The sequence below is a fragment of the Acinetobacter tianfuensis genome (genome assembly GCF_003611465.1).
GTDB lineage: Bacteria > Pseudomonadota > Gammaproteobacteria > Pseudomonadales > Moraxellaceae > Acinetobacter > Acinetobacter tianfuensis.
In genome coordinates this window covers 1-21,031 of the sequence record NZ_RAXV01000043.1, presented here as the reverse complement: position 1 = coordinate 21,031, position 21,031 = coordinate 1, and the positions used below count along the sequence as shown (strand labels likewise).

General features: G+C 39.1%; 23 protein-coding genes and 2 pseudogenes. 6 read left to right on the top strand and 19 right to left on the bottom strand.

Annotated features, from left to right (window positions below; all coding sequences use genetic code 11):
• Nucleotides 1–436 precede the first annotated feature (436 nt).
• The 5 genes from D7V32_RS15275 to D7V32_RS15260 are packed head-to-tail and all read left to right on the top strand — an operon-like array spanning nucleotide 437 to nucleotide 7,135.
• Nucleotides 437–1,933 (top strand): DUF3375 domain-containing protein, encoded by a 1,497-nt coding sequence (locus D7V32_RS15275; protein ID WP_120403688.1) that lies wholly within the window; start codon nucleotides 437–439, stop codon nucleotides 1,931–1,933.
• Nucleotides 1,934–1,944: 11 nt separating this feature from the next.
• Entirely contained in the window at nucleotides 1,945–2,526 is a 582-nt protein-coding gene (locus D7V32_RS15270) for a DUF4194 domain-containing protein (RefSeq protein ID WP_171407687.1), read from the top strand.
• Entirely contained in the window at nucleotides 2,504–3,778 is a 1,275-nt protein-coding gene (locus tag D7V32_RS17490; RefSeq protein ID WP_213072557.1) for an ATP-binding protein, read from the top strand. The genes D7V32_RS15270 and D7V32_RS17490 overlap by 23 nt, the downstream gene beginning before the upstream one ends.
• A gap of 54 nt (nucleotides 3,779–3,832) precedes the next feature.
• On the top strand, nucleotides 3,833–5,962 hold the full coding sequence (locus D7V32_RS17485; protein WP_213072556.1) for an ATP-binding protein: 2,130 nt from the start codon (nucleotides 3,833–3,835) through the stop codon (nucleotides 5,960–5,962).
• 15 nt (nucleotides 5,963–5,977) lie between these two features.
• The gene (locus D7V32_RS15260; RefSeq protein ID WP_120403687.1) at nucleotides 5,978–7,135 is read left to right on the top strand and encodes a Wadjet anti-phage system protein JetD domain-containing protein; all 1,158 of its coding nucleotides are present in this window, start codon (nucleotides 5,978–5,980) and stop codon (nucleotides 7,133–7,135) included.
• A 413-nt stretch (nucleotides 7,136–7,548) separates the two neighbouring features.
• Here D7V32_RS15260 and D7V32_RS15255 read toward each other — a convergent pair whose 3' ends face one another.
• The 3 genes and pseudogenes from D7V32_RS15255 to D7V32_RS15245 form a co-directional block, all read right to left on the bottom strand.
• A complete protein-coding gene (locus D7V32_RS15255; RefSeq protein WP_120403686.1) occupies nucleotides 7,549–8,250 on the bottom strand; it encodes a hypothetical protein in 702 nt (233 codons plus the stop codon).
• Between the two features lie 271 nt (nucleotides 8,251–8,521).
• A pseudogene (locus tag D7V32_RS15250) lies at nucleotides 8,522–9,446 on the bottom strand (low temperature requirement protein A).
• 234 nt (nucleotides 9,447–9,680) lie between these two features.
• The gene (locus D7V32_RS15245) at nucleotides 9,681–10,331 is read right to left on the bottom strand and encodes an HAD-IA family hydrolase (protein ID WP_120403690.1); all 651 of its coding nucleotides are present in this window, start codon (nucleotides 10,329–10,331) and stop codon (nucleotides 9,681–9,683) included.
• 98 nt (nucleotides 10,332–10,429) lie between these two features.
• Between D7V32_RS15245 and D7V32_RS15240 the strand changes: the two genes are divergently transcribed.
• Nucleotides 10,430–11,197: a hydroxymethylpyrimidine/phosphomethylpyrimidine kinase gene (locus tag D7V32_RS15240; protein ID WP_120403685.1), complete on the top strand. Its 768-nt coding sequence runs from the start codon at nucleotides 10,430–10,432 to the stop codon at nucleotides 11,195–11,197.
• 104 nt (nucleotides 11,198–11,301) lie between these two features.
• On the opposite strand, the gene D7V32_RS15235 is transcribed toward D7V32_RS15240, so the two are convergent.
• The 16 genes and pseudogenes from D7V32_RS15235 to D7V32_RS17385 form a co-directional block, all read right to left on the bottom strand.
• Entirely contained in the window at nucleotides 11,302–11,727 is a 426-nt protein-coding gene (locus D7V32_RS15235) for a YybH family protein (RefSeq protein ID WP_120403684.1), read from the bottom strand.
• 112 nt (nucleotides 11,728–11,839) lie between these two features.
• Nucleotides 11,840–12,451: a DUF2939 domain-containing protein gene (locus D7V32_RS15230; RefSeq protein ID WP_171407686.1), complete on the bottom strand. Its 612-nt coding sequence runs from the start codon at nucleotides 12,449–12,451 to the stop codon at nucleotides 11,840–11,842.
• A gap of 159 nt (nucleotides 12,452–12,610) precedes the next feature.
• The gene (locus D7V32_RS15225; protein ID WP_120403682.1) at nucleotides 12,611–12,946 is read right to left on the bottom strand and encodes a YegP family protein; all 336 of its coding nucleotides are present in this window, start codon (nucleotides 12,944–12,946) and stop codon (nucleotides 12,611–12,613) included.
• 164 nt (nucleotides 12,947–13,110) lie between these two features.
• Nucleotides 13,111–13,476: a 5-carboxymethyl-2-hydroxymuconate Delta-isomerase gene (locus tag D7V32_RS15220; RefSeq protein ID WP_120403681.1), complete on the bottom strand. Its 366-nt coding sequence runs from the start codon at nucleotides 13,474–13,476 to the stop codon at nucleotides 13,111–13,113.
• 99 nt (nucleotides 13,477–13,575) lie between these two features.
• Nucleotides 13,576–13,920: a zinc ribbon domain-containing protein YjdM gene (locus D7V32_RS15215; RefSeq protein WP_120403680.1), complete on the bottom strand. Its 345-nt coding sequence runs from the start codon at nucleotides 13,918–13,920 to the stop codon at nucleotides 13,576–13,578.
• 182 nt (nucleotides 13,921–14,102) lie between these two features.
• Nucleotides 14,103–14,453, bottom strand: coding sequence for a DUF488 domain-containing protein (locus D7V32_RS15210; RefSeq protein ID WP_120403679.1), 351 nt, complete (start codon nucleotides 14,451–14,453; stop codon nucleotides 14,103–14,105).
• Between the two features lie 8 nt (nucleotides 14,454–14,461).
• Nucleotides 14,462–14,908: an SRPBCC family protein gene (locus D7V32_RS15205; protein WP_120403678.1), complete on the bottom strand. Its 447-nt coding sequence runs from the start codon at nucleotides 14,906–14,908 to the stop codon at nucleotides 14,462–14,464.
• A gap of 112 nt (nucleotides 14,909–15,020) precedes the next feature.
• Entirely contained in the window at nucleotides 15,021–15,725 is a 705-nt protein-coding gene (locus tag D7V32_RS15200) for a hypothetical protein (protein ID WP_120403677.1), read from the bottom strand.
• Nucleotides 15,726–15,863: 138 nt separating this feature from the next.
• On the bottom strand, nucleotides 15,864–16,256 hold the full coding sequence (locus D7V32_RS15195; protein WP_120403676.1) for a ribonuclease E inhibitor RraB: 393 nt from the start codon (nucleotides 16,254–16,256) through the stop codon (nucleotides 15,864–15,866).
• A 102-nt stretch (nucleotides 16,257–16,358) separates the two neighbouring features.
• Nucleotides 16,359–16,931: a hypothetical protein gene (locus D7V32_RS15190; RefSeq protein ID WP_120403675.1), complete on the bottom strand. Its 573-nt coding sequence runs from the start codon at nucleotides 16,929–16,931 to the stop codon at nucleotides 16,359–16,361.
• Nucleotides 16,932–16,948: 17 nt separating this feature from the next.
• On the bottom strand, nucleotides 16,949–17,614 hold the full coding sequence (locus tag D7V32_RS15185) for an RluA family pseudouridine synthase (protein ID WP_120403674.1): 666 nt from the start codon (nucleotides 17,612–17,614) through the stop codon (nucleotides 16,949–16,951).
• Between the two features lie 613 nt (nucleotides 17,615–18,227).
• The gene (locus D7V32_RS15180; protein ID WP_120403673.1) at nucleotides 18,228–18,485 is read right to left on the bottom strand and encodes a hypothetical protein; all 258 of its coding nucleotides are present in this window, start codon (nucleotides 18,483–18,485) and stop codon (nucleotides 18,228–18,230) included.
• Nucleotides 18,486–18,689: 204 nt separating this feature from the next.
• Nucleotides 18,690–18,896: a hypothetical protein gene (locus tag D7V32_RS15175; RefSeq protein ID WP_120403672.1), complete on the bottom strand. Its 207-nt coding sequence runs from the start codon at nucleotides 18,894–18,896 to the stop codon at nucleotides 18,690–18,692.
• A gap of 172 nt (nucleotides 18,897–19,068) precedes the next feature.
• Nucleotides 19,069–19,776: a hypothetical protein gene (locus tag D7V32_RS15170; RefSeq protein WP_171407685.1), complete on the bottom strand. Its 708-nt coding sequence runs from the start codon at nucleotides 19,774–19,776 to the stop codon at nucleotides 19,069–19,071.
• Between the two features lie 135 nt (nucleotides 19,777–19,911).
• Nucleotides 19,912–20,490, bottom strand: coding sequence for a DUF4126 domain-containing protein (locus tag D7V32_RS15165; protein WP_120403671.1), 579 nt, complete (start codon nucleotides 20,488–20,490; stop codon nucleotides 19,912–19,914).
• A gap of 105 nt (nucleotides 20,491–20,595) precedes the next feature.
• A pseudogene (locus tag D7V32_RS17385) lies at nucleotides 20,596–21,031 on the bottom strand (hypothetical protein); the annotation flags it as partial.

The following is a 21,031-nucleotide window of genomic DNA, read 5'->3' as shown; positions in this document are numbered from 1 at the left end:
ATATCTAACTAAAAGGTGTCTACAAAATCGGGGGCTATTCACTATTGAGTTTTATGAAGGTTTGATAGTTGTCTTAAATTGAATAGGCGCTACATTTGTAATAAACAATTTAAAATCATACGACATAATTCGTCGCTCTTTATCCAAACTAAGCTGTGCAATTTACAACCAATGTATTATTGTATAACAATAAAATTTAACATGTTACGCAACAATGAGTTAAAGGTAATACCCAACCAAAATGAACATTAATTACTCAGACTGTATTCGGTAACCACATTGAGGTGATTACTTTTATATATGGCATCAAGATCTCTCTACACTTGATAAACCCAGATCAGCAAATATATCACGTGACTCTAGTCACTTTTGTAAGTGATTAATTTAGATATTAACAGTCATAAAATCGTTTAAAAACCGATCACGGAGTAAGAAAATGCCAAATGTTCAAGAAATATCGATCTCTATTAGAACATCTCCCAGTATTGCTCTCTTGTGTCTAAAAAACAGAGAATGGGTTATTCAGTTTCTGCTTGAGGCTTTTTCTAACCAACAAACCTCTAACTCATCAGAAAAGCTGCAATTGACTTTAATCAAATATATTGAAATGAATATTGATTCAATTAATGACAATGACGAGTTTGATTTAGCCGATGACTTCAATGCCTATCAGGATTTATCACTTACAACCTATGAGGCAAAAGCAAAACGCTATATTCAATATTGGACCAACAAAGGTTTTCTCAGTAACTATCAAAATGATCAGGGTGTCATATTTTATGAGTTATCTTCTCACACAAATAAGACATTGGACTGGCTACAAAGCCTCAGAAAAGAGGAGTTTATCGGTACTGAATCCAAATTCAAACACATCTTTAATCAACTTAAAGAGCTAGTAGAAAATACCAATGATAATGTAGAAAACCGTATCCAAGTATTAGAGCAAAAGAAGCTAGAAATTGAACAGCAAATCCAACGCCTCAAGATTGGCGAGGATATTAATGTCTATGAAGAATATCAGATTACACCTCGTTTTAAAGAAATTACCCAATCCGCAAAAGAGCTTCTATCTGACTTCAAAGAAGTAGAAGAAAATTTTAAATCAATTACCAAAGATATCTATCAACGTCATGCTGAAGGAAATCTATACAAAAGTGACATCTTACAATTTGCCTTTGACTCGCTTGATACTCTCAAAGAAAGCTCTCAAGGTAAAAGTTTCTATGCTTTTTGGTCTTTCCTACTCAATCCAAGTCTGCAACAAGAATGGGACAGTCTAGTTACCTCTCTATATACAATGCTTCAAGAAAAGAATATTCAGATCGATGACTTTTTTCTACGTGGAATGAAAAAGTACCTGCATCAATCAGGTCAAAAAGTTTATAAGGCCAACGATCGTATGGCTGAAAAGTTAAGCTGTATCATTAAAGAAAGTGAAGCTTCTCAATCTGCAATCACAAAAAGTATTATTCAGGACATCAAGAAATTTCTGCTAATCTTAAATAAGCAAAACCAAAAACCAGATATTAGTTTTGAGATTGAAACCTCAGCAGAAATAAAAATCCCTTTTGAGAGAAAGTTAACCTATGAAAAATCAGAACCAGTTAACTATAAGATAAACCCTACTCTGGCCAGCGCGGACTTAGTTCACTCGGAACAATTGGCAAAACTGTTTGCACACATCCATGTTGATAAAAAGAAAATCAGACAGCACATTCAAACTATTTTACTTCAACAATCACAAGCAAGTATTCAGGAACTCATTGATAAACAAGGTGGGCTTTCTCAAGGATTACCAGAGCTATTTGGATACATGGATGTCATCAAAGATTTTAAACATACAGTGAATGACAAGCATCAACAGCGTATCTGCTTCAATCGAGCTCAACAAAAGTCCATTCAAATCCCTGAAATTATTGTCATATGCTCTTAAGGATTATTAGAATGACAAATTTAGAAAAGTACGAAAAACCTTACTCCAGAGCCATTATACGACTACTGAAATCACCAATCGAACGTGCCTCCCCACTATGGGAAAACATTATTCATTATCAGGCTGAAATTCAAGATTATATTGGAACAATTGGGCTTGAATTAATCATTAAAAAGGATGAAGGCTTTGCCTTTGTCAAGCAAATGGAAGATAGCGAGGGTGATACATTAGGGCTTACACAAAGACGCACTATAGGTTTCGAAGCATCAATTGTATTGGTTGTATTGCGCAATAGTCTGGAAGAATTTGATAGCAATCCAACTCAGTACCAAGCCAGTGAAAAATTCATCTCCAACATTCAAATTCGTGAAGAGTTAGAGCTATTTCTTCAAGAGGGCTATAACCATCTAAAATTCCAGAAAGATCTAGAAAAGCATATTAATACTATAGAGGAGCTAGGTTATCTTAAGTTGGTTTCGGAAAAGGAGCTGGAAAGAACCTACCAAATTCACCGTATTATCAAAGAAAAGATCAGTTTGAATGAATTACAAGAATTCAAAGGAAAAATAAATGAGTACGTACAGTCTATTTAATACAAGTTCTGACCGTGCTGGCTTTCGCCTAAACTATATGGAAGTGTATAACTGGGGAACTTTTGATGATCGTATCTTCAGAATTATGCCTCAAGGCAATAACTCTCTGCTGACGGGTGCAAATGCATCAGGTAAAAGCACATTTATTGATGCTCTTCTGACATTGCTTGTTCCAGTAAAAAAAGATCGCTTCTATAACCAATCCTCTGGGATTGATAAAAAAGGAGATCGAACAGAAGAAACGTATGTCCTCGGTCATTATGGCAATATTCAAAACGATGGCGAAGCTGGTACCTCTACTCAAAAACTACGAGATAAAAACTGCTACTCCGTAATATTAGCCAACTTTAGTAATACTGACCTTCGTACCATCACGCTTTTTCAGGTTCGCTGGTTCAACAATGGCGAACTCAAACGCACATTTGGTTTAGCCCATACTGACTTAACCATTAGTGAGGATTTTAATAACTTTGACGCAAAAGGAAGCTGGAAAAAAAGATTAGAAAAGCAATACAGTGATCAAAGTAAGCGTGTCATTGAATTTTTTGACGGACCAACAAATTACGCTGAACGCTTTGCTTATCTATTTGGCATGCGTTCAACGACAGCGCTTAGTCTATTTAATCAGGTTGTAGGCGTTAAAGTACTCGATGATTTGGACGAGTTTATTCGCAATAACATGCTAGAAAATCGTGATGCTGAAGCCGAGTACCTACAATTAAAAGAAAGCTTTGTGACGCTCATGGAGGCCAAAACCAATATTGAGAAAGCTAAAGAGCAAATTAGCCAACTACGTCCAATCGATGAGCTTGCACAGAATATTCAACAAGTCACTCAACAACAAAAACGGCTAGAACAATTTAAAGAGCAAGGTAATTACTGGTTTACACAAAAATATGTCGAGCTTGCAGAGCAAGAACTCGAAAAACAAAATGCTCAACTGACCATCAAAAACATTGATTTATCCAGATTGCGAGAGCAAGAAACACAACTTACTGAGCAGCAAACAGATTTAAAGGTACAAATCAAATCTGACCATGTTGGCAGTCAAATTGAGAGCTTAAAGCAGCGAATTAACCCTATAGAAAAAAGTTGTGAACAACGCTCAAAAAAATTGGTGGAATATAACCAGCTCGCACGTTCACTCGGGCTGATTTTAAATCCTGATATCAATCAATTTCTACACAACAAAACTCAAGTACAAAAATCTGCTAAGGATCTAGAGCAACAGCAACAAGATCAGCAACAATAACTACGCGCGCTTGAGAATGAAAAAACAGACATACAGCGCGACATTCGTGAGCTCATGGAGAATATTCAAACCCTGCAAAAGAACCAGAATAATATTACTGGTCGTGTAGTCAGTATTCGTGATGACATTTTGCATCATACTGGCGCCAGTAAATATGAAATCCCTTTCATTGCCGAGCTCATCAAAGTACAGAGTGAGGAAATGGCTTGGGAACCCGCCATTGAGAAAATTCTGCACAACTTCGCATTACGCCTAGTTGTACCAGAAAAATACTACAAACAAGTCAATGAATACGTGAACCGAACTAACTTAAAGGGGCGCATTGTATACCAGCGCTATCAGGATATTTCTCAACTGAGTTCGTTCAACTCCCTTAAGCTTTCTCCAACTAATGCACTATTTAACAAATTGGAATTTAACTCAAAAAGCACATACATAACTGGCATTGAGGATGTTATCAGGCACCAGTTCGACTACTCTTGTGTAAATAGTCTAGAAGAATTTAACCGCTATAATGAAAAGGCAGTAACCCAACAAGGACTTATCAAATCCACCAAAGGGAAACATGAAAAAGATGATCGCCAAAACATCACAAACCGCGATAACTTTATTCTAGGATGGGATAACCAAGAAAAGATTTCTTTGTTGAAGAAGAGGCTTAATACACTTCAAAAAGACCAAACCGACAATAAGACAAAAATAGATCGAGTTAATGAGAAAATCGAAAAGCTCAAACAACATCAAATCAACTGTAACAAGTTTATTGATAAGTATGAGCAATTTGATGACATTGATTGGCAGAGCGATGCCAAGCAAATTGAAGGTCTCAAACGACAACTTGAGGTGTTAAAACAAGAAAATGATCGTATAGCAGCACTAGAGCAGCAATTAGCAGATGTTGAAACAAAACTATCTAAACTGAGAGACACCTCTATCATCGACGTTCAACGAGAGATATTTACTATTGATAATAAAATGAAAGAGATTTCCGCTCAGATTGAAAAGGAACAGCAATCTCTCTCCTCTTCGATCGCTGTGGACACCTCTCCTTTCGTCGAAGCATATCCAACTTATAGCCAGATCGATTTTGAGAACATTGATTCAAAGAAAGTCGAGATGCTGACTAGTTTTCATAGTGAAAAAGAAACCTTTGATCAACAACTCAGAAATCATACACTTCAAATTACCAAGAGAATTTCTCAATTTAAAAATCCTGACGAGGCGATCACTACAAAATTTATCGATTGGAGATCTGATGTACATCACCTACCTGACTCAGAGCATTTGGACTTAATTAGTGAATATCAAACTTTTCTAGAAAAGCTGCAGAACGATAACCTCCCTAGATTTGAAAAAAAATTTAACGACTATTTACATGAGACCATAACCAACAAGGTTAGTGATTTCCGCATGTTCTTTATGAATTGGTCTGACTCAATTAAAGAAAACATTCAAACACTTAATGATGCATTACAGGAAATAGATTTCAGAGATAAAGACTTCAAAACATATATCCAAATCGTTTGTCCTACACGCATTAGCGATGAAATTAAAGATTTCAAAAGACTCTTGGAACAGGCTATTCCTAATGCTCGAGAAATTGAAAAAAATCCAGAAGCTCAACGGTTACACTTTGTGAATCACATTGAGCCATTTATCAAAAAACTTGATCTTGAGGATTGGCGCAAAAAAGTCATGCAGGTTCGCTTTTGGTTTAGTTATAAAGCTGAAGAGTTTTATCGAGAAGATCATCGTAAGTTCAAAACCTATGAAAATATGGGGCAACTTTCTGGCGGAGAAAAAGCACAGTTAACATATACCATCCTAGGATCTGCAATTGCCTATCAATTTGGCCTGACCAAAGAAGGCTTACAAAGTGACTCATTCCGTTTCATCGCAATTGATGAGGCATTTAAGGCTCAAGATGAGGACAAAGCGCGTTATCTCATTAACCTATGTAAACAACTGCATTTACAACTTTTGGTTGTCACCCCGAGCGACAATATTCATATCGTAGAAAATGACATTTCATTCGTACATTACGTTGAACGGAAGAATGAGCGTCACTCTTGGCTATACGACATGCCAATCGAACAGTTCAAAGAAGAAAAAGAACAATGGATTAATAGCGAAACTCGACAGACAAACGGTATCCATAATTCACCTGCCACTGAGCTGTCTTAACGAGAGTAGTATGAAATGATTATTGCACAAGAAATCAAATTAAAAGCTCAGCGCAGATACGCAGATTACCTAAAGTCTCTCATCATCGGCGAGACTATCTTCCCATTAGATATTCCTGGTAATAAGGCTTATAACAAATCATCAATGGATGAGTTTAGATGTGAAATCCGCGATATATCGAAAGACAGCAAAGAAAAGAAAGGTTTCGGCTATTCCATTGAGTATCAGACGGTTAAAACGAAATCTTTGGGTTCTCAAGACTTACCGGTAAGAGTCTTTTTCGAATGCGAAGAAGACTTTGTTCGATATATTGCAAAGTTAGATGAGGTTAAAGTCTTCAAACAAAACTATAAAAAAATAATACAGCTGATACCTAAATTGAAAACATGGGTTGAGCTCAATCCATTAAAGATCATTGAGCATGCAGCTAATTGGGATAGCTTGCTAAAGGTTTGCCAGTATTTTCAAGAAACCCCTCGGCCAAACTTATATATCCGTGAATTACCAATTCTTGTACATACAAAATTCATTGAGCAAAACAAGGGGATTCTCCGCACCTTACTACTTGAGTTGATCCCGGAATATTGCGATATCAAACAGACCAATTTTGAAAATTGCTTTAATTTAAAAGCTCATGAATCACAAGTTCGCTTTCGGATTTTAGATCTGCAACTCAGCAACCAATATCTACTTGGGATCTCTGATCTAGCAATTCCATTAAGCCAATTTCAATCTTTAACACTACCTATAAAACGTGTCATTATCATTGAAAATAAACTTAGTTTTTACATAGCACTTACCTTACCCGATATGTCTAATACAATAGTCATATTCGGCAGTGGCTATAAAATAGCAGAGCTGAAACAAGTTAATTGGCTCAATAATGTCGAGTTATTTTACTGGGGTGATATTGATGCTCAAGGCTTTGAGATTCTGTCCCAATTCAGAAGTTATTTTTCTCATGCTAAAAGTATTCTCATGGACAAAATTACATTTGATCTATTCTTTGAACAAGATTCAGGAACCCTTTCAATAATAAACGGAGAAAACCATCTCAACAATGAAGAGCAATACTTATATCAACTAGTGAAATCCAATAACTGGCGTCTGGAACAAGAAAAAATTACTGTTGAGCATGTTAACAAAGTACTTCATGCAGACGTTAATATCTAGATTTGCAATGATCGTGATCCATAACTTTATGGACTACAGATTATCAACTAAATCTTCCATGATGTGAAAAAACAAGTGATGAATTTATTAAAAAGGAAACAGGACTTTTAATGTCTCAATTACTTATTAGCACTAATGAATTCGAACTAAAAAATATTAAAATTGAACAATGACACCTTATGTGTCACAAAATATGAAAAATGACAACTTATGTGTCGTGATATGATGTCATTATGTGTCGAAAAATTTGCTAAGCTTTTGAATTTATAAAATAGCGAATGACAACTTACGTGTCGCATGACGTTATTAAAAAGCGGAATTAAATATTCCGCTTTTTTTATGACTATAAAAAGTCAAATAATCTAGAGCTTGAAATAAGACTTTATCGGCAGGCACGAGCAACAAAGCCATTTTTATTTAAGATCACATAAGAATAATTGCCATGCATCACTCAATTGAACTTCATCTAAAGCTTTCTTCAGTGCATCTGACATAAAAATTGAACCATCTAATTCAGGGTCTTGCCATAAATCGACATCACAGGCTACGGCATCTTTTGCAATGGCAATGGCATAATCTGTATAAAAAGCTCCATACAAATTGAAAAGTTGATAACCTTCATGTTTTGTATAAGAAGCTTTACGTAGTTTTCTTATAGAAGATTCAGGACGTAAATAACTTCTTAACTCAGCAATATTGAAAAAATAATAGGTTTGATCATTTACCTGCTCATTGAGCTGAATATCAAAAAAAGATAAAGGAAAGAGTGTACTTTCACCTAAGCGAAACTTTTTCAGTACATTGGCGCACTCTTCAGTGAGAATAACAAAGCCATCTTGAGTACGAAAAAAGCTAGGTAATTTAACTGTTTTTCCAAAATCATGCGCATATAAAATAGTAGGTGCATTCGCAGGTGCTGCCTTTTCACTTAAATGGTATTTGTCAACTATTTCTATTTTAGCTTGACGCATTTTATTTCTTTTATTTTTTTCTTCCTCTGAATCTCCTTTAATTTTATAAAGTTCAGCATAGTCAAATATTCCTGGAAAAGATAAATCAAATACCCGATAGTTTTCATCAAACATTATCGTTGTCGTCCATACATTATTAGACATATTTTCCTCTTTTAAGTTTTTTAAAGTTAGTTCTGAAATATTAACACTTGGTCGGCTGTTGAATAGATGAAAGCACCTGTCCTACAACAAAATTTGTCGGACCAAGATTAGGAACTAATATTCTTTTAGTACCTATGATAGATAGATACATACATACAGATATTGTTGTTCACTAACTTATATACATTTTTAAAAATGACACTAGATGTGTCGCCCTCCGATATTTGAGCTAAAAAACCGCCGCGGATGGCGGTTTTTTATTGCCTATAAATCAGCCTTTCAAATAACTTTTAGATAAAAATAAACGCAAGGCATAGACTAGCGCCATAGCAAAAATGGCATAACCCGCAGGCTCTATCACCTGTGGAATACATAGCACAATCACCACCGTCAGCGGATAAAGCCATTTTCTAAACCCGCTTAAATGATGCGCCTCATGCAGCAGATACAGCGACGTGGTATAAAGAATCAAGCAGCCTGCAACAAAATAGCTTTCCCGCATCGAACTGATTAGGGCTTCATGCGACACGACATCGACAGCAGCCGCCAAACTTGCGCCAATGGCCGCAATACTGATAAAGACAAAGAAATGACCATAACCCCAAACAAAAGCCATTTTTCGGCTGTCTAGGCGCTCAGCAACTTCACTGTCAAAATATGCCCACCACATGGTAAACATCATAATCAGGCCGCCAATCATAAGAAAAATCAGTTCAGTGCTAAAACGCTGATTGTTCAAGGCATCACTGATCGCCATAGAACAGCCAACAATAGACTCACCCAAAACAATAATGGTCAGCAGCGCATAACGCTCCGCAATATGATGCGGATGCCACGGTGTGCGGTTTGCAGACTCGGCAAATATAGGCACGCAAAGCTCAGCAATCGCTAAAGCTGCAAATATATAAGGTAAATGTCACTGGTGAGAAGTGAAACAGCAGCCAGCCGCACTGAACCAGCATAATGCCGAAAGCATAGCGCAGCGCAAAAAACACCATCAAGTACAGCTCTAGACCATGCAAGATATGGTTTTCGACCAAGGCATGGTGCAGCTGTTGCCCTGCTGCTGCAATTGCCACCACAAAGATCAAGTCGAACAACAGTTCTAAAGACGTGGCAACACGGTGCTTTTCATGCGGGTCACGCGGGCTAAGCGGTTTTAGCCACGCGGAAAGAAAGGAAGATGAATTTGGCATTTTATTTTCATAAATTATTTTTAAATCATAATGCTAAATTTTTCCAAATTCACCACTAACAAACAAGAGGTATTACAGTTTAATTGCGAATTTCATCACACTTTGCGTTTTCATCTGCCCGTTAAAATACAGGATGATCAGCGGCTTAATTTTGCATTTATTCAATAAAAAAACCCGCATAAAGCGGGATTTTAAGCCTATGCAACACGACACATGCAGCACTGCATTTTTGATTTAAGCAGAAAAAATAGCAGGCAGTTGAGCAAATGCATCTATCGTATATTTCGGCTGCGCATGTTCCAGCTCTTGTGAAGAACCATAGCCATAGGACACACCTATTGCCTCTATGCCATTACGGCGCGCGCCTAAAATGTCATATTCACGGTCGCCGACCATCATGCACTCGGCTGCATTTAACTGCTCCTGCTCTAAGATATAAGCAATCAAATCACCCTTATTGGTACGCTCACCTGTCAGTTCACTGCCATAAATTTTTTGAAAATACGGCGCAAGTTCAAAATGCTCTAAAATCTGCTGTGCATAAACAGTCGGTTTAGCTGTCGCAACATAAAGTTGAAAGCCGCGCTGTTTCAGCTGTGCCAAAGTTTCTGCAACGCCTGCATAAACTTCATTTTCAAATAAGCCTGTCACAGAAAAACGTTCACGATAAGCCAGCAGCGCCTGCTCTGCCAGATCATTGTCCAACGCGACATCTAAAATTTTTGCCAGTGAAGCTTTCAGCGGCGGGCCAATAATCCAGTCAATATTGACATCGGAAGAAATAGGATAGCCAATCTTATGCAAACCATAACGCGCAGACTCGGTAATACCGACTTTGGGGTCTGTTAATGTTCCATCTAAATCTATCAAAATGTTTTTTATCACAATCCCCATCCTGCTTAGCCCTATACAGCAAAATTACTATCGAGAGTTCTGTTAATTTTGCCTATACTAACGCAATTATAGGAATTAAGGACATCGTTTTGCGCCCTACAGTACTGTGCTTTTCAGGTTTAGATCCCTCTGGCGGTGCCGGTCTTCAAGCAGATATTGAAGCCGTTGGCCAAAGCGGTGCTCATGCAGCCATTGCATGCACAGCACTGACTGTGCAGAATTCGCAGCAGGTCTTTGGCTTTGAAGCTACGTCTAAAGAACTGCTGCTGGCTCAAGCCAATGCCGTTGTCATTGACCTGCCGATTAATTGCGTTAAATCAGGCATGCTGGGTACAACAGATAACATTGCAGCGCTTGCAGCGTTCTTGCGTGAACACTCAGACTATCGCTATGTGCTAGATCCCGTACTGGTTGCAAACAGCGGCGGTTCTCTAGGAGATCAGGCAACATTGGTGCAAGCGTTTGCTGAACTGATCCCATTGGCAACCATTATCACGCCAAATACAGTAGAACTGCGCGCTTTAACTGGTGAAGAAGACTTGCAGCAGGCAACAGATAAGCTGTTTGCTATGGGCGCACATGCCGTTTTAGTCAAAGGCGGCCATGAAGATACTCCTGATTTCATCCGCAACTCGCTGTATATAGATGGTGAATTGGTTTCAACCACTGAATGCCCGCGCCTAGAGGGTGAATACCACGGTTCAGGCTGTTCATTGGCAAGCTTCATTGCTGGCCGCCTCGCGCAAGGCGACAGCTTGAAAGCTGCTGTACAGCATGCGGAAACATGGTTATTTGGCGTTTTACAGCGTGCAGACTCACCTGTAGAAAATGGCCAGAAGATACCTAAACGCTTCTAAAAAATAAAAAACAGCACCATACATTGTGCTGTTTTTTTATGCTTATAATGATTTGATTCAATTAGATATCAAAATAGCGGCCATCATTTGGCACTGCATCGCGGCTATTTATTGATAAAAAGGCTCTCCAATACGGCAGAAGAAGAAATGTGCTGATGGTACATTTTCCAAACGGATGCATGTTTGCGTAAACACATCGTCGTACGGCACCACGGCATACTGCTGTGATCAGCAGCATCAATCTGATCCACTTTAGAATAACCATAAACAAAGGCCTGCTGCTCATCGGCATAAATACAGACATCTTTGCGAAATACTTTTAAGTTGCCAATAAAAAACTGCTGATATCTATCCCATAAGCGCTGGTAAGCAGCCAAGCCATGCATTTCTGAACTTAAATCAAATAAACAAACATCTGAAGAACATAATTTCACAATTTCATGTATATCCAAAGTACATATTGCGCTGTCCCAAAGAGATAAAAATTCTTTGATTTCCTGTCCAGCCTGCTCGTGCCCTATCAGTTTCACACGCTACATCCTCTATTTTATCGCAATGATTCTGGCTAAACACATGCAGATCTATTTTATACAGTTTTCTATTATGTTATTAAATATATTACACTTTTTAAAAAAAGTTAAGCTAATTCGCAAACTCTAGCGCAACTATTTTCCAGCTCCAGCCAGACCGCTGCAGCAGCACTGTATGTACCTCACCAGAATCTGCTGGCACATCCACGGCAAAACGGTCCCAGCGTATATAACGTGCACGAGCTTTTGGTTTTACTGTTTTTACATGATCAAGCGCAATGGACTGCTCACCTTCCGCAGCGTTAACCGTATTTTGCTGTAAGCGCTCATTGCCCAAAACCAAACGCTCTAATGCGCTGGCTTGCGCTGTGTATTGATCTGCCAAAACCTCTTTCAGCGCTTTACCCTGCATCAGCAGACTTAAACTTTGTGGACGAGCCAAAGCATCAGCAGCATGGTTACTCAAACCCTCACTCAGCGGAACTGCCCATTTTTTCAGCCCTGCGGGCAAAGCATGCAGCCTCGCTCCGTCCTGCAGCCGCTGCATAATCTGAGGTTTTAAACTGGTTTTTAGAGACTCATAATCAATGTACGCAGAAATTTTCTCTGGCTGGTTTTGCTCAAAAGCCTGATGAATCTGTTTAAGCACCCAATACGGCGATGCCCAAAAGCACAGCACAGCCAAAAATAAAACTGCTGCCGTACTCCATTTCAATATTTTCATGCTGCCGCCTGATTTAGCCTGAGACCCATCTTTCATCTAATGTTATACACGGCTTAACTTAAAATTTTGAGCTGCATTTTATATCAGCTCAAAATTAAACCTGCAGCATGCGGCACACTGCAGGTTTTGATCTGGCATAAAATGGAACAGCTCTCGGCTTCAATCCAGCAGCTCTTTAATCACGGTTGAAATACCGTTAGCCTTTACCGACTCAATGCCTTTATCACGCGACTGCTCACTGCCATAAAACTGGCTTGAACCGATAATCTGATGATTGGCTGCTTTTAAATTAAAATAGGGTTTACCGTTTTTTGCCTCTAAACGCTCATAGCGCTTATCATCTGTACAATTCTTTTGTACAGATTCAATGCCATTCAGCGCGGATGCTTTTGCTTTATACAATTCACTGGTCAAAATAATTTCGCCATTTCCAGCTTTAAGCACAAAGCGGAATTGCTCATCTTTAGACTGTGATATTTCGAACCAACCTGCCATACTTTACCTCTTATTCTTCTGCAGCATGAACTGAAATTTTTATACATCAGCACATTTTTTGTGCTGTGTTATCACCGTTATGACAGAAAAATAAGACAATTGGAAGTGCATATTTTTGATTCATTTACAAAACTGGCGGCGCACTCCTAAAGTGCAGCTTTCCTTTAGATAGAAAGGACCGCTTTGCTATAAACAGCTTGTTCCATTTCTAAAACTTCTACACACAGCTGCACTGTCACTGCCGATGGCTGCGGAACATTTTGCTGCAGCGCCTGAAGCAATGCAGCTGACATCTGCTGCTGTATATTTAGGCTTCTGCCAGTCAAAATAGACAGCTTGACATGCACATAAGCCTGCTGCGGATCAGGACTAAAGCCAATAAGATAATCCTTTTGACATAAAGCGCGGCTTTTAATATCCAAAGCAGAGCTGACATGACCAGAAGCAAACAGCGCAGCATTTAAAGCAGCCAAAACTTGAGGCACGTTCAATTGAACGTTGTCTGAATATTCAACATGAATATGCGGCATGAGCAATTACTCTTTGTTATTATGCATACAGTAAAAAAATAAAGGCATGCACCGCATGCGCTTTATGTAACATACTGCCCAATCAGCAATACAACTGGCTTAGGCTTTTTTCACATACTCAGACTTCAGCTTGATCGCGCCAATGCCATCTACTTTACAGTCAATATCGTGACCGTCAGAAGCTTCTGGCAGCAGGCGGATATTTTTTACTTTTGTACCGACTTTCACGACTGAAGATGAACCTTTAATTTTCAAATCTTTAATTACAGTGACAGTATCGCCATCGGCCAGTACATTGCCGTTAGCATCTTTAATGACCGCCTCCGCTTCTGTTTGTGCTTCTTCATTGGCTTTCCACTCATGTGAACATTCAGGGCAAATCAGCAAGTCACCGTCTTCATAGCTATATTCGGACTGGCATTTTGGACAATTGGGTAAAGACATAATAACCTTCAAAATAAAAAAGAAAAAAATAGAAAAACGAGCCGCTGTTCAGCTCAAAGACTGCACTATAGCATTTTTACTTTTCAGCTGCTTCAATCCCATAGTCTTTTCATGGCTTTATTTAATAGCAGTTTGCGCAGTATATATGCCGCTTCGCTTCATGTCAGCTAAATGGATATTGGTCACTCAAGCTCTAAAATACGTTTCAGCACATCAGCATGACTTTTTCCCGCATTTTTCGCAGCGGTCAGCAACGTCACTTTGTCCTGATGCGCTAAGCTTTTCAGCGCCTGCAAATCTTCGTGCTGATCCGTAAGCTCTGCTGTATAGCGCTGCTGAAATTCATCCCAGCGCTGTTCAATATCCTCATGATACCATTTGCGCAGCGCATTGGACGGCGTCAGGCTCTTGGCCCAGCCATCCAGCTGAGCATGCGCTTTGCTTATGCCGCGGGGCCAGAGCCGGTCAACAAGTATCCGTTTGCCGTCCGCTGGCTCAACAGCATCATAAATGCGTTTAATTTGAATATCCATACAGCGCTTTACTCATCAGGAATACTTGGATTGACCAGCAGCCCCAAAAGTTGCAGCGACTCCTGCCAGCCCAAATAGCAGGCATCGACAGGAATCACCTCCGGCAAGCCATCCTGCACAATGCTGATTTCCGTGCCCACAGACACATCTCTCAGCTCAATGGTGACTTGTATTTCACCTGCCAGCTCTTCTGCATCAAATTCATCTGTATAGCGCAGCAGTTTATTTAGAATGACTTCTTGATAGCGGCCATGAAAGGAATGCTTGAAACCTGTGGAAAAATTGATAAAGCTCATGCGGTAACTGCCGCCGGTACGCACATCAGAGTGATCGACTTGCGCGATAAAGCCATGCGGCGCCATCCACTTCACCATCGCGCGCGGATCTGTCAGCGCACGGAATACGCGTTCAGGCGGCGCTGTAAAAACTCGCTGTAAACGGACTATATTTCCCATTGTCTATTCCTTTTGTTGTTATTTTAATACTGCACAGCTTCAACTGCGCCGATGCTTCAGTATAGGCGCATTTTAACCATAACATAGCCTTTTCTCAGCGCTCTTCACAAATTTAAGCGCACATTTCGATACAGATCCGCTGCTGAATATTGTGCACAATATATTCAGGCGCAATACTGAACAGCAGCATTTCAACTTCATAAGGCTTCTGCCAAGGACTGTCAGGCAAGGCCGCAATTCCTTTTAACAGCTTGCAAAGGCGCAAATAAGCCTGCTGTTTCGGCACATATGTAAAATCTCTTTGAAACAAGTTGAAAATGGTGTGCTGTTCAAACTTCATCAGCTGCGCATTGCGCGAAATGGGCTGAGGGAAAAAAGACATGTCCAGCCCATGTGAAAAAATCAGCCAGTTCAAGCTATACACCACACGGGCATCATAAATGACATAGTCATCTGGAGCTAAAAATGAAGAGACTTTCGATAAAGATGGCAAGGTGTCATACAACCTAGAAGACGGCTGTCCAAGCTGCAGGGCATCTAAAAACTGGCGGATTTTAAGGTTATTCTGCGGCGTTTTTTTAAATGATTTAATACCGCCCCATTCCTGAATCAGCCAATAATGCGAACGCAGGCTGCTGTCTGCCTGCATATGAGCGGCATAGTGTTCTTTCAGGTAAATATTTTGCAGATAACAGTCACCATCAAAATGCGGTACAGGCACTGGAGAACTCTTTGGCACAGGCCAGTCAAAACGCTGCGCTAAATGCTGTTCCTGCATAATATCTTGAAGAATAAATGATAGTTTCTCTACGTCCATATCCAATGCTGCATTGCCCCCTTTATTTTTAGGGGCTTATTCTAACAACACAGTTTGCATATTTTTCAATCATTTATAATTAAAATAGCCCAGCATTTTTCATCATGCCAGGCTTATAAATATCAGTTTTTTGCACCATTAATTGGCTTTTTGCTCTTCTTCTAAGACTAGGTCGTCATCTTCTTCATCATCATAGACATAAGCCATACAGCCCCAGCCGTCATACTCACCTTCAAACTGGCCTGCAATTTTCGTAAACCATTCTTCTAAGTCAACAATGTCTTCATATTCAGGTTCCATATAAACATAAATGGTAACAACCCACTCATTGCTGTCTTCATCTTCAAACAGGGTAATTTTCTGTTCTTCTTTCAGCAAATAAATCGCGCATTGGTCTGCCTTTTCTTCACTGGAAAATGCAATCGAATATTCAATTTCATGCGCTTCGGTCAGATCATCACCGTCTTCGTGCATCTGCCAAAGCACATTGCCATTGTCATCGTCTGGGAATTGTTTGTAATCGCGTGACATCTTTTAATCCTTATTATCCAGCTTTAGTCGCTCACCTAGATTAGCAGAGATTTATGACAATTCGTTTGTTTTACAATCAAGTTTTTTATAAAAAAAAGATCGTTATAACCATGTAATACTGGTACTCGCTCCGATTCTCAATCCAATAATATAAAAAATATGCATAATTGCTGAAAGCATTAAAAATAAAAGCATCAAAACCAACTTGTTCCATTTTAAATAGACTAAAATTAAGATCATTCTTGAGGCCGATAAAGATGTAAAGATCATCGATATAATAAATAAAAGTCCAGTGTAAATTCCGCCTAATAATCCATCGATCTCAAGCAGCCTTTTTCCTGTGATAATAATAAATGTCGCCAAAAACGAAACAAACGCTTGCTCGCCTAAAAAGCCGCTGATATCAGTAAAATACAGCTTCTCTTTTTTAAAATTCAGAAAATCAAGAAATGCTTCATTTGAAATATTTGATATTTTTGAATTAATCCAACGTGTCGAATAAAAAAATACAAAAAGCAAGTCTATAAAAGTAATAACAAACACTGACCTATTTGATAAGTCACTGTAATAAAACATAAAGGCATTAAATAAAGTTGCTACTACAAATAAAAAACCATAGCTCAAATGAACACTAAGCTCTTTTAAATTTTCAACTATATTTTTGATATTTCTCACTTTTTATCTAATATAAATTAAAATGGCACAACACCTTTAATTTCAACCTCTTTTTGACTCAAAGGCTGCCGAAAAGCCAAATAGCTGGCATGCAGCGCCATACGGCCGAGCGGACTGCGCTTTGCATCTGGGTGATAAATTTTATCGCCTGTAATTGGGTAGCCAATATGCATTAAATGCACCCGCAGCTGATGGGAACGGCCTGTAATTGGTGTCAGCAGAACACGGCTGATATCCTGAACCTCGTCATAAGCTAAAGCTTCGTACAGTGTCTGTGCAGGTTTGCCTAATTCATAATGCACCATTTGACGCGGGCGGTTTTCCCAGTCGGTAATTAAGGGTTCATTGATGCTTCCTGCACCTTCAAGTTTGCCCTGCACCAGCGCAATATAATTTTTTTTAACAGTCCGCGCTTGGAACATTTTACTGACAGCAACTTCTGCATCACGGTGCTTGGCAAACATTAAAATACCTGAAGTCGCCATGTCCAAACGATGCGTAATTTTGGCATTCGGAAATTGATCGACTACACGTAAATATGCGCTGTCATGATGCTCTGGCAGCCGCCCCGGCACAGACAGCAATCCTGCAGGTTTATCAATCACGACCAGATCATCGTCTTCATAAACAATGCTCAGCGGATCTTGCGGCGGCATATATACAAAATTGTCATCTAATGGCATGGCGGACAGCTTGGGAGAAATTCGGGCGAAAAATAGCAATTGATTTAGAACGTGTCAATGCACACAGCACAATGAGAAATATTTAAGAAAAATAGTTAAGCCATATTGAATGCAGATGTGAGATGTGAGATGTGAGATGTGAGATGTGAGATGTGAGATGTGAGATGTGAGATGTGAGATGTGAGATGTGAGATGTGAGATAAAATATTTTTTATTCTGAAGTACTGCAAATTTTTTAGGGCGGTGTCAGAGAAAACGGTTGGTTTACTTCAACTATCATCACTTTGTAAGTTATGATCTTATAGCCTATAAACTTTTGATCTATAGCGTCCTAAGCCGAATCGAGACCTTTTGGGTAAGTACTGCTCTCGCGTCGTGCGCCCGCACAGCATGCTGCTCTTTTCGATCTCTATCACACCCTTGAAAGCTATATTAGCCAAAACATTCAGGGATTAATTTCCGAAGTTCACTTAATTTTGACTAAATTCAGAAAGATTTTTCATATTTTATACTTTTATAAAATATTTTCCCAAAAGCAGAATAAAATCGTTTTTTTACACCGTTTTTAGACATCTATTCAGGAAATATTTCCAAAGCACTGCCTCATTTTGCTTTAGAAAAAAGACTGTACCCACTGAGAGCTAAACCACCAGCCGCTTAGTGCAGACATGCCGCATAGCAAATTAGCCAATACTTTATTCAACTTGCTTAATTCTGATGTATAGACCTTTAAATTCATCAGATAGGCAATCACGCCATAGACCAAACCAAGTGCGCCGCCAAATAGAATTAAAATTAAAGGCCATGCCGCATAAGCATGCGCTTTTTTAGACAGTTTAAGGCTTTGATCTAATATTTCTGAGCTTTGCATGCACCGCTTCCTCGCACTTTATGACTTGCTGCATTATTTTAGAGCGCTCATAAAAGCGATGAGCTTTATAGCACCCTATTGCTGTGTGTTATCAATCTTTTTAGCAAAATTTAAGCCACATTTAAAAGATCCAGCCATACGGCAGTGCGTGCATGCAAATAAAAAACTCTGCCCAAAAGCAGAGTTTGTCATTGAACGGATAGATTATGCTTTACAGCACATCGGACAGCCTTCAACTTTTTCTGTCGGCCAATTCATACGCGCCCGTTTATAGGCCAGTTCATAATTTTCAAAATAGCCAATTAAGATTTGATTATCAAATGCAGGTAAAGCCTCACAAGCTGCATTGCCGTTATGGATCAGGTGAATCTTATTACCGTTAGGCTGTTCATCCACAATAAATTTAATCATGCACTTCCCCCAATATTGTTTTTAGAAAGTTCTACTCAAAACAAACCCATACAAAAAGTATGGGTTTATAAAATTAAATCAATATTGAATAAAAATCAATCATCCCGATTGTTTTATTGCTCTTATATTTTTACAGAACCTGCCGAGTCAAATCCATATCAGCAAATGGATATTATTCAAAACTCAGCGTATCAAAATCTTGAATTTTTGACAGATAAATGGGGGCTATTTTTATATTTGACCATGTTTCTTTAAATTTGGGATCGGCATCAACATCTTCATTTTGATTCTTTCGAACGACTTTTTTCGCGGTCAAAAAGTTAATACTGGTTTCACTGCTTATATATGGCCCATGATTGCTTGAGCTGTCATAACCGATTAAGCGCAAATCTTGATTGTGCAGTCTAAAGCTATAATTCCAATAGCCATAACGCCCATGACCATAGTGTACGTTCAGCAAACCTTTTTTAATTTCTATCCATAATTCGGGGGCAAAATACACGCCTCCATCTTCATTTTCTGAAGAAAATGCGCTTAGGTTTTGCATCAGTTTTTTATAGATGCCTTGCTCATTGAGCAACACAATTATGCCTCGGCGGTTGCGGTCGAGCTTTCCTTTATACTCATGATTGACCCATTGCTTTGGGTCGGTTCCTTTGACAATTAAGACCAGATCCTGAACGCCATCTTTGTTTAGATCGCCTGGAATTGCTTCAAACAACACATATTTTTCAGGAATATAAGCTTTGTATTTGATCTGATCCTTTTGCTGCTGCATGTCCTCAGGCGCAGCTTGCTTTGTTTTGGCAAAACTGCTTTGCGAACTAAGCAATGCAACTGAAAGACCAACGATTATGTTAAGCGCTTTAAATTTTATCATTTTTATTAAAATCATCATCTGTGTTGGAGTTTGGAATATAGCTTTAAGTTTAAACATAGCACTTTTGATTAAACGCCCCCTCTAGCGCGAGTTTAAAATATTATATCTCGAAAAACCCAAAATCAGCCTGTCGCTTTAAATCGCTGAACGATGCATATTTTCCTGTTTTTTACGTCGCAGCCAACGGACTGCCCACACCGCCACCAACAAAACAACAATCACCATCAACACAGGAACAATCAGCGACAAAATAGACAGTACAAACGCGCCAATCCACTCTCCCGTAGAAAGCAAAGGATTTGCTATGCCGCCTGTAGTCGCTGTAGATACACCGCGTGCTGCAACCGTCCCCATTTGCACAGCTGTTGCTGTACCGCCGCCGACTATAATGGCTGCTGCCCAGCTGGCAAACTGCGACATTTCCCCTGTACTCACAGCCATTGTCGTCAGCGTGCCTGCAATCATAGCTGCAGGTGTTGCAATGGTGTCGAGCAGGTTATCTACCCATGGAATATAATAAGCGCCAACTTCAAAAACAGTGGCAATAGCTAGCGCAATACACACCGATGGCATAGCTAGCCACTCAAAACCTTTCATGGGTTCAAACCAGCCCATAATGGCAGCTGAGCTCATGACCAGCAGCGGAACAAATACCCGAAAACCGCAGGCTGCGCTTAAGCCAATACCTATACATAGTCCTAATATTGTTTCCATAAGCAATTCCGTTTTGTCAGGTTAATATATTTAAAGTAACAAAAGCCCTATTGGGTAGATAGGGCTTTTCTGCAAAATACTTTTGGCTAAGGCTTAACTTTATTCTTAGATAATTTTTTGAACTTCTATATTCTCTTTACTTGTCCAATCTTTTGGATGCGGAACGATTGCTAAATAAAAATTTTCTTCCTCCATGTTCATAAGCTCTTTGGCCGTCTTAATAACCCAGTCTTTCATTGTATTTTTATTACAATCACTCATGATAAATAACTTATTTTCAGATTTAGCAATCGCAAGTTTATTTAAGTCTAATAATAGAGCTCTTGAGTTATTGGTCTGAAACTCGCTTTCTACAATCCACTTTCCACAGTAAATAGCTTGCAGTTTTTTTGTATTTGACTGACTTGCAGAGTTTATTTCGATCATTTGAGCAATCACGATGTCGAAAAGAAATTCATTAAGATTAAAAATTTCAGCAGTAGCCTTGTTCGGGTTATTTCCATAGAAACTTCTAAAAAACAAAGGCTTATCAGGCAATCCT

What these genes read in the sequence shown, in the direction of transcription:
- D7V32_RS15255 (WP_120403686.1), bottom strand. Translation starts at nt 8,250, where the DNA reads ATGTCTAATAATGTATGGACGACAACGATAATGTTTGATGAAAACTAT.
- D7V32_RS15170 (WP_171407685.1), bottom strand. Translation starts at nt 19,776, where the DNA reads ATGATAAAATTTAAAGCGCTTAACATAATCGTTGGTCTTTCAGTTGCA.
- D7V32_RS15185 (WP_120403674.1), bottom strand. Translation starts at nt 17,614, where the DNA reads ATGCCATTAGATGACAATTTTGTATATATGCCGCCGCAAGATCCGCTG.
- D7V32_RS15205 (WP_120403678.1), bottom strand. Translation starts at nt 14,908, where the DNA reads ATGGGAAATATAGTCCGTTTACAGCGAGTTTTTACAGCGCCGCCTGAA.
- D7V32_RS15210 (WP_120403679.1), bottom strand. Translation starts at nt 14,453, where the DNA reads ATGGATATTCAAATTAAACGCATTTATGATGCTGTTGAGCCAGCGGAC.
- D7V32_RS15195 (WP_120403676.1), bottom strand. Translation starts at nt 16,256, where the DNA reads ATGTCACGCGATTACAAACAATTCCCAGACGATGACAATGGCAATGTG.
- D7V32_RS17490 (WP_213072557.1), top strand. Translation starts at nt 2,504, where the DNA reads ATGAGTACGTACAGTCTATTTAATACAAGTTCTGACCGTGCTGGCTTT.
- D7V32_RS15230 (WP_171407686.1), bottom strand. Translation starts at nt 12,451, where the DNA reads ATGAAAATATTGAAATGGAGTACGGCAGCAGTTTTATTTTTGGCTGTG.
- D7V32_RS15215 (WP_120403680.1), bottom strand. Translation starts at nt 13,920, where the DNA reads ATGTCTTTACCCAATTGTCCAAAATGCCAGTCCGAATATAGCTATGAA.
- D7V32_RS15220 (WP_120403681.1), bottom strand. Translation starts at nt 13,476, where the DNA reads ATGCCGCATATTCATGTTGAATATTCAGACAACGTTCAATTGAACGTG.
- D7V32_RS15165 (WP_120403671.1), bottom strand. Translation starts at nt 20,490, where the DNA reads ATGGAAACAATATTAGGACTATGTATAGGTATTGGCTTAAGCGCAGCC.
- D7V32_RS15225 (WP_120403682.1), bottom strand. Translation starts at nt 12,946, where the DNA reads ATGGCAGGTTGGTTCGAAATATCACAGTCTAAAGATGAGCAATTCCGC.
- D7V32_RS15200 (WP_120403677.1), bottom strand. Translation starts at nt 15,725, where the DNA reads ATGGACGTAGAGAAACTATCATTTATTCTTCAAGATATTATGCAGGAA.
- D7V32_RS15270 (WP_171407687.1), top strand. Translation starts at nt 1,945, where the DNA reads ATGACAAATTTAGAAAAGTACGAAAAACCTTACTCCAGAGCCATTATA.
- D7V32_RS15180 (WP_120403673.1), bottom strand. Translation starts at nt 18,485, where the DNA reads ATGCAAAGCTCAGAAATATTAGATCAAAGCCTTAAACTGTCTAAAAAA.
- D7V32_RS17485 (WP_213072556.1), top strand. Translation starts at nt 3,833, where the DNA reads ATGGAGAATATTCAAACCCTGCAAAAGAACCAGAATAATATTACTGGT.
- D7V32_RS15275 (WP_120403688.1), top strand. Translation starts at nt 437, where the DNA reads ATGCCAAATGTTCAAGAAATATCGATCTCTATTAGAACATCTCCCAGT.
- D7V32_RS15260 (WP_120403687.1), top strand. Translation starts at nt 5,978, where the DNA reads ATGATTATTGCACAAGAAATCAAATTAAAAGCTCAGCGCAGATACGCA.
- D7V32_RS15175 (WP_120403672.1), bottom strand. Translation starts at nt 18,896, where the DNA reads ATGATTAAATTTATTGTGGATGAACAGCCTAACGGTAATAAGATTCAC.